Source organism: Sorangium sp. So ce448 (assembly GCF_051520915.1).
In the GTDB taxonomy this organism is placed as follows: domain Bacteria; phylum Myxococcota_A; class Polyangia; order Polyangiales; family Polyangiaceae; genus Sorangium; species Sorangium cellulosum_B.
Map to the genome: position 1 here is coordinate 3131979 of NZ_CP150343.1, position 13038 is coordinate 3145016.

General features: G+C 68.4%; 6 protein-coding genes. 3 read left to right on the forward strand and 3 right to left on the reverse strand.

Translation table 11 applies throughout. The annotated features are described in order from the left end of the window. The first annotated feature begins 698 nt into the window (after window positions 1–698). From WMF45_RS12085 to comJ, 3 genes are read left to right on the forward strand one after another with little or no spacing between them, the layout of a single operon-like run. The gene (locus WMF45_RS12085; protein WP_437719526.1) at window positions 699–7403 is read left to right on the forward strand and encodes an RHS repeat-associated core domain-containing protein; all 6705 of its coding nucleotides are present in this window, start codon (window positions 699–701) and stop codon (window positions 7401–7403) included. Between the two features lie 16 nt (window positions 7404–7419). Then, window positions 7420–7755: a DUF7668 domain-containing protein gene (locus WMF45_RS12090; protein ID WP_437717063.1), complete on the forward strand. Its 336-nt coding sequence runs from the start codon at window positions 7420–7422 to the stop codon at window positions 7753–7755. After that, the gene (comJ, locus tag WMF45_RS12095) at window positions 7736–8419 is read left to right on the forward strand and encodes a competence protein ComJ (protein WP_437717064.1); all 684 of its coding nucleotides are present in this window, start codon (window positions 7736–7738) and stop codon (window positions 8417–8419) included. The genes WMF45_RS12090 and comJ overlap by 20 nt, the downstream gene beginning before the upstream one ends. A 73-nt stretch (window positions 8420–8492) precedes the next feature. On the opposite strand, the gene WMF45_RS12100 is transcribed toward comJ, so the two are convergent. The 3 genes from WMF45_RS12100 to WMF45_RS12110 are packed head-to-tail and all read right to left on the reverse strand — an operon-like array spanning window position 8493 to window position 12761. Continuing rightward, window positions 8493–10064, reverse strand: a complete 1572-nt coding sequence (locus WMF45_RS12100; RefSeq protein ID WP_437717065.1) for a hypothetical protein — start codon at window positions 10062–10064, stop codon at window positions 8493–8495. Between the two features lie 37 nt (window positions 10065–10101). Then, on the reverse strand, window positions 10102–11739 hold the full coding sequence (locus tag WMF45_RS12105; RefSeq protein ID WP_437719527.1) for a hypothetical protein: 1638 nt from the start codon (window positions 11737–11739) through the stop codon (window positions 10102–10104). Window positions 11740–11759: 20 nt separating this feature from the next. Next, window positions 11760–12761, reverse strand: a complete 1002-nt coding sequence (locus WMF45_RS12110) for a hypothetical protein (protein ID WP_437717066.1) — start codon at window positions 12759–12761, stop codon at window positions 11760–11762. Window positions 12762–13038: the final 277 nt, after the last annotated feature.

Genomic DNA, 13038 nt, shown 5'->3' on the forward strand with positions numbered 1-13038 from the left:
CGCCCCGCGCGCGGAGGTGACACCGAGGCGGGCGCCGGGACCGGCTGCGGCGTCGGGCCGCGATGGCGCCCCGAGGAGGTGCGTCCGGCTGAGGAGCCCCGGCACCGGCCGGCGCCTCGTCAGCCGCTACGAGCACATCTTCGCCTGATGTGCGCTGCTCCTATCGGGGGAGGGAATCGCCTCGACGCGGTCGCCGTCTTGCCCTAACACCATGCGGCCATCGTGGTTCCAGCCGATGCCGCCCTTGTCCGGCGGTTCCCGATCATGGCCAACGCCCTCCAGCGTGAGCTGGTCCTCGTCGAGGTAGCCAATGCCGATCGGGTCGCCGCCGTACCTGGGCTGCCGTGGCGCGTCCCGATCACGCCGTCGTGCGAGCTGACCTCCCGTACCAGCGCAATCCACTCAATCTGGGGTCTTGCAAGGCTCAGCCGAAAACCGCGCTCGTGGTCGTCGAGGCAGTGTGCGCGCCGCCATGCACGCGTTCACGCTCGGTTGCCCTCTCCTCGTCGCGACTTCATCGTGGACGGCCAATAGCCCCTCGATGAGCGAAGCTGTGGCGCCCGCCGTGTGTACGCCGAACAGGCACAGAGGCATTCATGAATGCCTCGATCTCGGCATGCACGGGGCGGCTCAGCATGAGCGCAGCGCTTGACGCGCGATGCAGCGTCGTGGCACTGCTGTTCGCCGGGGAGGCTGCGATGTCGCCAGTTCCGCGTTGTGTGCACCGGGCATTGATCCCGCTCTGGATGTTTCTCGCTTGCGTGCTCGGGTCGGGCGGGTGCTATTGCGCCTTCGGCGAGCCGCTTCCGGAGCCGCCTGGCCTCGTTGCCTGCCGGACGCAGCGCGCGCATGCCCCAGCCACGTCCCGTCCCGCGCCGGAGGTCGAGACCGTCGCCGCCGGCACCATCCCCGGGGCGTTTTCCATCACGAGCACCGGTGAGGCCCTGTACACCATGGATCTGGCCTCGCCGCCCTCGCGTGCGGGCATGGGTCCCGGGATCCAGATCGTCTACCGGAGCGACGGCGGCGACGGCGTGCTCGGCAACGGCTTCTCCCTCGCCGGGCTGTCCGCGATCACACGATGTCCGAAGAGCCTCGCGCAAGACGGGGAGATCCGCGGCGTGCGGTACGACGGAGACGACGCGCTCTGCCTCGACGGCCAGCGCCTCGTCGCCGTGGGAGAGGGGCCGGGAACCATCGAGTACCGCACGTTCCCGGATACCTTCGTCAAGGTGGTCGGTCACTACCCTCCGGAACGTAGCGCGCCCACCGAGGCGCTCTTCTTCGAGGCGAATCTGCCCTCCGGCCGTATCGTGGAGTACGGCCGCGCCGACGGCAGCAAGCCGCTCGCGCGAGGCGGCGTCCCGCGCGCGTGGCTCGCGAACGAGGCCCGCGACGGCCGCGGCAACGCCATGACGTACGCATATTGCCTCGCCGAGGCCGAGGACGGCCATACCGCCGAATATGCGGTCGACGAGATCCGCTACACGAGCTTCGAGGGCACGCCGTCGCTCGAGCCTTCCCGGGCGGTGCGCTTCGTGTACGGGACCAAGGACGCGGCCGCGGTTCGCATGGGCTACTCGGGTGGCATGGCGCTCCAGCGCTCGCTTCGCCTGGAGGAGATCCAGATGCTCGGTCCGGGCGACGCGCTGGTCCGGAGCTACGGTTTCCGCTACGAGCTCAGCCCGACGACGAGCCGGACGCTCCTGACCCAGGTCGAGGAGTGCGCGAGTGACGGGGTCTGCAAGCCTCCGACACGGTTTCAGTACAGCCGCGGAAAGCCCGGATTCGAGCAGCTGACGACGGACATCGACAAGCCGGTCTCCGAGAAGGCGAGCCCGATGGTGTTCGACATCGACGCCGACGGCCTCGACGATCTCGTGATTCCGGACATCGTCCCGGGGTCCAGCACGCCGTCGCATCCGATCACCACGTGGCAGGTGGCGCGCAACCTCGGGCCCAGCGCCTCGCCGTCCTTTCTCGCGGCGCCGGAGCGCGCCTTCCTCCAGGATTGGCTGTTCGTCGCCGATGCGGATGGACCGTCCGACCCGGCCCTTCTTCAGCCTGAGCTCGGGACGGTGCTCGATTACAACGACGATGGGCAGATGGACGTCTTTCTCCACGACGTCTTCGACAGCAGGACCACATGGCAGGTGCTCCTGTCCCGGCCGGACCGGACCTTCGCGCTGCATGACACGGGCATCCGCCGGCCGTTCCCGCTCGGGAGCACGCCAAAACCGCCGAGCCTGAGCAGCCCCGTCGCCTCGGTGCACCTCGCCGATCTCGACGGCGACTCGGTGCCGGATCTGATCCAGTGCCAGGACCACGTCGAGGAGCTGGTACCGGATCCGCGGTCCGCCGTGTGGACCGTCCACCTCTGGAGGCCCGCGCGCGGCGCGACGCCCGCGGGGTTCGGCCCCACGGGCGAGTCGATCGAGGTGCTCGCCGCCTATCCATGCGATGTGGAGCTCCACACGCTCGACATCGACGCCGACAGCAAGATCGATCTCGTCGTGCCTTCCCTGATGTTGTGGAATGACGGGACGCCCCTCATCGGAGAAAGCTACGAAGCGATCATGCGCCGGGGCGAGGGGCGCTGGGAGCTCATCGACACCAAGCTCCCTGTCGTGCGGCCCGGGGACCGCGTCGTCTTTCTCGACGTCAACGGCGACGGCCTGCCCGATGCCGTCGAATCGGATGTCCATAGCCACCAGCTCTACACCTACCTCAACACGGGGCCGACGTTCGTGATGTCGCCCTTCCGGACCGTCAACGCGTTCAGCGTCGGCGATCTGCTGGGTATCCCGGATCAGGACGCGCTCTTCCGCCTCGCGGTGCCGCTCGACTTCAACGGCGATGGACGGCAGGATCTGCTCATGCCCGTCCCACCAGGCATGCTGCTGAGTGGCTCCAATGTCCTCCCCTCCTGGGCCGTCCTGCAAGCGACGGGCGACCTGGCGGGGCCGCCGTTCAAGCTCGTCGATGCAGGGGTTCCTTTCGAGGCCAAGCTCGGCGACGCGATCACGCTCGCCGATCCGCGCGGGCCGCGCACCGGCGATCTCGACGGGGACGGGGCCCAGGACGTGATCCTGGCGCTCGGCAATGTTTTCAACGTCTTCCAGAACCTCTCGGCCGACCAGGATCTCCTGGTCGCGGTCTCTGACGGGATGAACGCGCACGAGCCGACCGAGCCGGGCTTCGTGCCCAACGTGAGCCTCTCGTACGGCCACCTGACCGATGCGCCGGTCACGAGCGGAGCCGCGGAGGAGGATCCTGAAAGGAGGAGCGCGCTCTACGTCGCGCGTTCCGGCGCGGCGGACGACTGCGGCTATCCTCGGCGTTGCGTCGTGGGCCCTCGCCGGGTGGTCAGCGCGTACGCGCTCAACAACGGCGCGGATCGAGCGAGGCGCTTCGAGGTCGGCTACCGCGACGGGCGCTATCACCGGTTGGGCCGCGGATTTCTCGGGTTTGGCGAGCGGATCGTCACCGATCTGGATACGGGGGCCGTGACGATCGACGTCTACGACCACGGCACCTTCGACGACGAACTGCAGGTCTTTCCCTTCGCGGGGAGCGTCCAGCGGACGCTGCGCGGGGCTCCGGGGCTCGCGAGCCAGCCCAGGCCGGAGCAGATCGAGCTCTCGTTCCGCGACGTGACGCGGACGCTCGTGCCGACCAACGACGGCGCTACGTACTTCACGCTGCCCACCGAGCGCCGGGTGAGGCGAGCGCAAGGGGTCTATCCGCCCCCGGGCGGGGACGCGACATCGATCGAGGTGTACGTGCGGGAGATCGAGCGCGGCGGCGATGGCGCGACGCTGCTGCGCGACTCGATATCGAAGGTGACGGACTTCGACACGTTCGGCAACGTGCGCGCCGAGGAGGTGTCGACGGAGGGCGTCGACCTGACGCTCGAGGTCACGCGGTCGTTCAAGAACGATACAGGGCGCTGGGTCCTCGGCCAGCTCGAAACGCAGAAGGAGTGCAGCGCGGCGGCGGGGATGTCGCAGTGCAGGACCCTCAAGCGAACGAACACGATCCACGGCGAGGTGGAGACCGAAGCCACCGAGAGCGACGATGGCCTGCCGGACACGAAGCTGAAGCTCACCTATGCGCGCGACGACTTCGGGAACATCACCGGCGTCATGGCGGAGGACGCCTTCGGGCACAAGCGCACATTCAGCACGGGCTTCGACGAGGAGGGCATGTTCCCCGAGAAGTACGTGAATGCGGCCGGGCACACCACGCTCGTGGAGCTCGACGACGCGCTCGGCGTGCTCCTCAAACGGGTCGATCCGAATCAGCTCGTGACGACGTGGGCGCACGACGGCTTCGGGCGGCTCGGCATCGAGAGGCGCCCGGACGGCACGACGACGACCGTCACCCTCGCTCGCAGCAAGGAGGGTGGCCCGGAGCAGGATGCGTGGCGGGTGAGGCAGCGGAGCATCACGACCGGCGGTGCCGACGATACGGTGGAGTTCGACAGCCTCGGCCGCCCGATCCGATGGCTGGGACACGGGCCCGAACCGGAGCCCTCGGAGGGCTCGGGCGATGCGAAGCGCATCATGCAGGAGATCGGGTACGACGCGCTGGGCGAGCACATCGCACGGCGCTCGGTGCCGGTCAGGGAGGACACGCCCGAGAGCGCGATCCTGTACGATCGCTACGAGTACGATGCGGCGGGCCGCGAGGTGCGCCATACGACGCCGTGGAACGCGGTCACGACGACGGCGTACGATGGCCTGCAGGTGCGCGTCACCGACCCGCTCGATCATGTGACGGTGACCGAGCAGGACCCGCTGGGGCGCATCAAGACCATCACCGATGCGGCCGACGGGATCACCCGTTACGCGTACGGTCCCTTCGGCCTGCTGCACACGGTCACCGATCCGGGCGAGGCGGTGATGCGCACGACGCGCGACGCATTCGGCCGCGTCCGGCAGCTCGACGATCCCGATCGGGGCACGACGGTCTCGATCCATGACGGCTTCGGCGAGCTGATTTCACAGGCCGATGCGCTCGAGCGAAAGGTCACGTGGACGTACGACGCGCTCGGTCGACCCCGCTCACGCGTGGACCAGGACGGCGCGGAGAGCCTGACGACCACGTGGACCTGGGACACCGCGGCGCATGGCCTCGGGAAGCTGCACACGCTCGCGAGCCCCGACGGGGAGAAGACGTACGGGTACACGGGCCGTGGCCAGCTCGGCACGATCGCGCTCCGCATCGACGGCGAGCGCTCTCCGCTGGAGGCCAGGCTCGGTTATGACGACTTCGGCCGCGTCGAGACGATCACGTATCCGGCGCTTGCCGGCGCGGCGCCGTTCGTCGTGGCCCACGATCGCGACGCACACGGCCATGTGCTCGCCGTGCGCGACAGCGGAACGAACCTCGCCTACTGGCGCTTGACCGACGTGGACGACGCGGGGCGCTTCCGGGAGGAGGTGTTCGGCAACGGCGCCGTCACGGAGAGGAGCTACTTCGCGGACAAGCAGCGTCTGAGGCACATGGCGACGCAGAGCGGCGCGGGGGAGGTGCAGGACCTGGACTATGGGTTCGACGATCTCCTGAATCTCACGCGCCGCACCGACGCGCTCCAGCCCGAGAACACGACGGAGCGCTTCCGGTACGATCCGATCCAACGGCTGACGTGCGCGTACTTCGGCGCTCTCGAGAGCGCGACGGCGCCCTGCGCGCTCCGCTACGACTACCACCCGAACGGCAATCTCACCTTCAAGTCGGACGTCGGTGACCTCTCGTATGACGACCCGCTGCACCCGCATGCGATCACCGGCGCGGGTACGGACACCTTCGCGCATGACGCTGTCGGTAATCAGACGGCGCGGCCCGGTGGTACAACGGTGCGCTATACTCCGTTCGATCTGCCGGAGCGCATCACGCAGGGCGCGAGCACCATCACGTTCGGCTACGACGGCGACCAGCAGCGGATCCGCAAGACCACGGCGGAAAAGGAGACGCTCTACTTCGGCGATCTGTACGAGCGGGTCACCGAGGCGGCGTCAGGCGCCGTGGAGCACCGGTACCACGTCCACTCGCCGGAGCGCGTGGTGGCGATCGTGACCCGTGGAGGCTCGGACGACGGCACGCGCTACGTGCATGTCGATCACCTCGGCTCAATCGATGCGCTCACCGACGAGGACGGCGACGTGATCGAGCGGCGGAGCTACGACCCGTTCGGGCAGCGCAGGAGCCCCGTGTGGGGGGAGCGCCCGCCTGCCTCGTTCCCGAGCGAGACGACGCAGGGATTCACGGGGCACGAGAGCGACGACGAGCTCGGGCTCGTGAACATGAAGGGCAGGATCTACGATCCCAGGATCGGACGGTTCTTGACGACGGACCCGATCGTTTCGATTCCGTCCTTCGGGCAGAGCTGGAATCCGTACAGCTACGTGCGCAACAGCCCGCTCAATCACGTGGATCCGAGCGGCTTCCAGGAAGAGCCGGTGGAGCCGCCGATCCTGCCGGTCGAGTCGGTGGTGCGCCCGGAACAATACGCCGTGGAGCTCTTCTACTCGCCGCCGAAGGCAAACCAGCCTGAAGAAGGACCGCGCGAGGCCGTGGAGGTCGGCGCCACGACGGCGCCTATCGACATGGGCACGACCGGAAGCTCGTCCGGGTACGTGCCGCAGCCGGTGACGGTCTCGCCGGAGCATTCGGGCGTCGGCGGCCCGGGCACCGTCGTCGGCCAGACCTTGCTGGGCGCCGCGGAGGGGACGCGCGACCTCGGAGCAGGGATCGGGCGGATGCTCGTGCTGAATGCGCTGACGCTCGGGATGTACAGCGGTTACGAGTTCGCCAGCGCGATGTGGGAGGGCTACGACGAAGACGGCCTCGTCGGCGCGCTCAATGCCGTCAACCCGCTCTACCACATCGGCCGCGGCGCGGCGGACACGGCCCTCGCCATCGATCGGGATGACTATCGGACAGCGGGCGCGGCGGGGACCAAGACGATGGTGCTCGCCGCGGCCACCGTCTTCGGGATGGGAAGAGGACTGGGGGCGGCGGAGGAGGCGGCAGCGGCAGGAGCCGCAAGGGCGGGTACCTATGGAGGCTTAAGGGCTGCCGGTGCCAAGGACGCACATCATGTGATTCAGGACGCCGCCGTTCGTGAATTGCCTGGATACAGCCGCACCACAGCGCCCGCCGTTGAGCTTTCTGGACCATCGACGCGTGTCGGTTCTCCACATTACGCCGCGACTCAGGTTCAGCGTCAGCTTGGGGGCGGCACCTACGGCGCAGAACGCCGTATCGGATACAAAGCGCTTCGACGCGCAGGAATGTCGCCGAACGAAGCGCGCGCACTCATCGAACAAGCGGACGTGTACTTTCAGTCGATTGGTGTCACACCAACGACGCCAACCAGGATCCCCGGAAGTCGTTAGCGAATATGATGATGCCATGGACAAAGAACTAAGAACTGAGGTCGCTCGGTTGGTTGCCGAGCTCTGCGCTGGGCGCTACGCTGAGTTAGAGACAGACGGACGCGCGGGCAGGCTGTCCGCCGAGGAGCTGCGGACGGCTGTGGAGCAGTACGGCAAAACATTGCTCCTTCTACCCGATGAATCATGGGCTTTGGTGGATGAGTATCCTCAAATCGGCGATCCGAGCACGGTGGCCGTCGATGTGCCGCTTTGGACGAAGGAAGAGGGTCGTAGCGATCTCACGCTGTCGCTCACCGCAACGAAGCAATCGGACGGATGGGCCCTGTATATCGATGACCTTCACGTGCTATGAAGCTCTGCGCCTGCTCGTGGCCGACTTCGATGTTCTCGGCAACATGCTCGCCGTGGAGATCTCGAAGCATGACGTCGCATGCATGTACAGCACGTATAAAACGACACCGAGCGGTGCGTGCACAGGGGCCTGCATTGGGAGCCAGTGCCGAGGGATGCCCGACGGTACACGCAGCAGGATCATCGTGGAGTGGGACATGGACCCGTTCAGTTTGGAAGTTGCATATTCACAAGTCTCTGTTTTTCAGTCGTGCCTAAAAGATTCCTTCAACGACTGGACCAACATGCACGTGGCACAGGGATTCTCATGGAGGCCTGGCAGCGTGTCTTTCCGTACTCTCGATGTAGATGGGCCGGCCTCGGTCGTTGTGGAAAAGGGACCGACACTTGATGTTTCGCCCTCAGCAATTAGAGCAATCCAGGTTCCATTTCACGTTCCGGCCGGCGTTGATGTCGAGATAGGCACCCTTGCCGGAACGGTCGTGGTGGAACTGGAGCCGGGCGATTATACGGTTCTCTTCGAGCACGGCCGATGCCATGATTCGCGAATGTGGTGCAAGTTCCGTTTCGTGCCGGGAACCACCGCACCCCGGGTTGTTCGTAGGGATGAAGAGCTTTCTCCAGGGGAGGACCTTCTGATGGACGCGCAACCAGCGGCGCCGTAGCACGCGATCCACTCAGGGGGATACCGACGGAGTGGTCCATGCAGGTGGTGAACAGCGCGGAGGACAATGGGCTTCATTCCTGCGACTCGGGGAATCGAAGCGTCTCGACCTGGATACCGTCCTCCCCCGTGATCTCCTCGCCAGACCAATTCCAGCTCGTGCCGCCTGGGCCCGGCAGCCCCAGCTCGAAGGTGACCGCCTCCAGCGTGAGCTGGTCCTCGTCGAGGTAGGCGACGCCGATCGAGTCGCCGCCGCGCCCGGGGCCGCCACGGCCGCCAGGGCCTCCGTCGCCGCCATCGGCACCGCCGCAGGACCACGTGCCGTCCCCCACGGCGCCGCCTGGCAGGCCCCTGCCGCCCTTGCCGCCATCCTCCGGCCCCCCGCCGTCGCCGCCGGGGCCACCGTCGCGCGCGGTGATGGTGCTGTCGCGCACCGTCACCTTGGCGTGGAGCGCCAGGATACCGATGCTCGGCTGGCCGTTCTCGCCCCCTCGGCCGCCTCGACCGCCGCAGCCGCCGGCACCTCCGGAGCCGCCGCCGGCGCCTCCCTTGGAGGCCACGCCGCACACCGCGAGCCCGCCCCGGCGGCCCCCGCCCCCGCCGCCGCCTTGCCCGGGCGTCCCCCGGGTGCCGTCGCCGGCCCTGTCGGGGTGCCATCCGGTCTCATCGATCCGACCGCGGCCCTTTCCCGGCTCACCGGGGATGCCTGGATCGCCGTGGAGCGCCACCTGACCTGGTCGGCAATGGACGCCTGGCGCGTCCCCATCGCCCCCCCGTCCGGCCGTCGGGTCTGACGCCACGCGCGGCTGCCCGTCCCCGCCGTCGCCCGCCCCGTCGGGAAGCCCCTCACCGCCTGCGCCGCCGAAGCTCGGGATTCCTCCTTCGCACGGGTTCACCGCGCGAGCCCCGCCCGGGACCGTGGCGGCGGAGCACGCGTCTTCCCCGTACTGCCCATCCGGTCCCGTCGCTGCCTGGTACGGCCAGGGCCATTCCTCCCCATGGTCGCCCCTCAATCCTGCCATGGCTCGGATCCAGCTTCCGACGATCTCCACCGCGGCGCCCGACCGAACGACCATCCCGACATGCGTTGTACTGTTGACCAACACATGATCGACGATCGAGACCCCGTCCGCTGCCCCCGTGTCACCGGCGCGGGCCGGCTCGACGGTCAGCGCGATGAGCCGGGGATCGGCGGGACCGAGCTTGGCCAGCATGTGCACCGGGTTTTCGAGGTCTCTTTGGCGTTCCCATCCGATGGCGGTTTCGAAGCCTCCGTAGATATCCACGCCGGAGGGGAGCGTGACGGTCTCCTGATACGCATCGTCGGTAAGAAACACGCGACCGCGCCCGGTGCGCGCGAGCTCGATCGCGCGCCGGACGGAACGAACCGGCCTGTCCTTCGTGCCCGGATTCGCGTCGTCACCGCCGAAAAACGGATGGATGACGAACACACCGCAGCCGTCCGTCGCCCGACGCGCCGCAAGATGCTCCAGGCAGACCGACTCGGGGACGGGATCGCTCGCACAGGTCGATGGACCGTCACACGGCGGCGCGCCGCCAGGGCCGTCCACCGCCGGCGCGGTCCCGCAACCGGCCCCGGCGAGCGGAAGAACGAAGAACAGGAGGACCGCGGAATTCAGGCTCATGGGCATCCCTCGTTGGCGACGTCTCGCAAGGCACGAGTCAATGGGGCGGCTCGTTCCCCACGCTGAACGCATGAATTTCACCGGTGGGGCCTAGCTGCCCTTCGCCCACCTCGTCACTGGCACCGGCGTTCCCCGCATAGCCGCCATGACCGGGGTCTCCGACCTGGATGTAGGTCCCGGGTCGAATGGCGAAGTTGGGCGCCACATAGGCGATGCCGATGGTTGCGCCCCCGAGCCCGCCGCCGGCGTCACCTCCGCGACCGCCGTTGCCTCCCAGGCCCCCCGAGCACGCGCCCGGCATGTCGGCACCAAATCCCTTTCCGCCGTTGCCGCCATATCGCCCGACGCCCCCCTCTTGGCCCCTACCGCCCACTCCGCCCTGGCCGCCTTTGCCCGTGATCACGTCGCTGGTCCCAATCGTCAGCTCCGCGCCGTCCAGCACGATAATGCCGATGGCCGCCCCGCCATAGCCACCTCCATAGCCGCCCCGACCGCCACAGCCGCCGCTCCCTCCCGAGCCGCCGGCGGCGCCCCCCTGGGGCAGGCCTGCCCGACACGCGACCATCTCCCCACGCGACTTGCTGCCGCCACCGCCGCCGCCCCCCTGGCCGGTGCCGCCGGGCTTCCCGTCCTTGCCCCGGACGCCGATCCATCCGTCCTTGCCAAGGTGGCCCACCCCCACCGCGCCGTCCGCGCGACCGGCGTCGGCGCCGTGTGCGCCCCTGCGCCCGTCGTCGCATAACGTGACGTCTGCGCCGACACCAGCGCTGCCGAGGCCCTCCGGATTGTCCGCCGGCACCGGCTGTCCCGGAGCGCCATCGCTCCCCGACTCGAGCCCGCCGTCGCCCCCGTAGCCGCCGATGGACTCGATGCCATCGTCGCACACCGTCACGACCGGGAGGGCGCCTGTCGGGGAGTCCGTGGTGCAGGCGGACACCCCGTCGTTCCCCTCAAGGCCGTCCGCTGCCCGCTCGGTGTCGGCGTCCTCTCCCGGCTCCCCGTCCTTGCCGTTGCCGGCGACAATCACGCTGTCCTGCACGAACGCCGTGGCCCCCGTGCTCAAAATCATCGCGATCGACGACTTTCCATCTGGCGCCGATGCGTCCGCCGCCACGACGCGCACGCCGGCAATCACCGACGTCGCGTCGTCCCCCGCGAGCGCCATACCCTCCTCCCCGAGGACCCGCAGCGGGATCCCCCCCGGCGGAGCGATGATCGTCGGGTGATCCGGCCCGCCGAATGACCCCTCATACGACCAATCCCCGCCGTCACACAGGCGCCCGCCCCAGACGTCAACCCCCGAGGGCAGCGTGATCTTCTCCTCGAACGACCCGCCGCACGCGTACACGCGCCGGGTCGGCTCCTCGCCGTGGCTTCGCCCATGCGCGGCGAGCCCAATAGCGTGTTGCAGGGTCCTCACCGGTGCGTCCTTCGTGCCAGGGCTCCTGTCGTCACCCGACAACGGGCTGACGAATACGCCGCACTCGTCAAGCGCCATTGCCGTCGCTGGGTTGCCGTCACAGAGAGTCGGCTCAGGCGCAGGGGCGCACTCCATCACTTCCCAGCAATCGTCACGGTACGAAGTGCAAGCTAGCAGCGTGCTGCTCGCTCCCCACGCACAGACCACGACAGCAACGGCGGCGGCGAACGCTCTTCGGTCTTCCCGTGGCCGCATCCCCTCGGTACCCGGCATGGTCACCACACCCCCTCAATGCTCACGCCCGTCTCGTGCCCGGTCACGACGGGCGATATCTGGACCCGATCCTGAACTGACGTGCGGCCCAGGAAGGAGAAGTCCGTGAAGAAGGACGCGGCGGTGGCCGCGCCGATCACGCCGCCCGTGATGACCAGGGCCATGCCCACCCGGTCGGACAGGTTGCGCGCGTCGCGCAGGCGCCGCAGCTCGCCGCACGGCGAGCGCTCCGGCGCTTGCCAGCACATGGACGAGCTCGATCTCGGGTCGCTCGTGAGCTGGTCACGCCGCGCGCTCATGTCCTGATCGAGCTTGCTGGCGCTGATCATGAGGATGGCGCCTGCCGATACGGTGCCCGTCGCGAGCGAGATTCCCACGACACGCAGCGTGCCCGGCCACGAGGCCCACGGGCTGGGGGCCTGCGCGCGCGGCGCGGGCAAAGCACGCACGGGAGTCGGCGTCGCGGTCGCGGTCCCCTTGGCGCCGCTCGCCTCCTTGGTGCCGCTCGCCGCCGCACACAGCAACGGCATCGTGAACTCGTGCTCCGCGCCCGCCACGGCGCGCAAGTAATGAAGAGCGTCCTTACAGCCCGGTGCACGGCCCCGCACCATGTGTTGGCCTGGCTCGAAGAACAGCGTGTAGGTCCGCGCGGTTCGGCCGATGCGCTTGCCGTCGACGAGCACCTCGGCGTCGGGCGGATCGACGCCGAGCACGAGCCGCGCGACGTGCGGCGCTGCCTTGCGCTGCCCTGCCTCGAATCGCTGCTGGAGCGCTTCCGGCAACGCTTCGCGCTGTTCTAGGCTCCTGGCCAGGTGCTCGGCCGCGTCGCGGTACCTGTGCAGCGCGAGCTCGCAAAGGCCGAGCTCGCCGGCGAGCTCCGCGCGCTCCACCTCGGTGCTGGTCGCCGCGTCCGCGGCCTCCAAAGCTGCCTTGTATTCAGCGGTTGCCTCGGTCCACAGCCCGGCCTTGCGCGCTTTCTGACCACGGCGAACATGCTCCTTCACCGTCGCTCGGTCGCTCGGTCCCGCCTTCGGATGGATATCGTCCGCGCTGGCCAAGTTCGGGAAGCCTGTTGCGGCCCCGAGCGCAAGAAGAATCGAGAGTGAATGCGCAATGCAACGCATGCCGCGACGGTACCGACGCCGGCTACTTGGCGTCAACCGGCAGAAACCGCCACGTCTCGGCGGCTTCGGTGGGAATCGGCGGTCGGATAAGGGAATGCGTTCAACCATCCGTCAGACATGGCCAACCGTGGCCTAAGCGACTACATGGCGGCACACT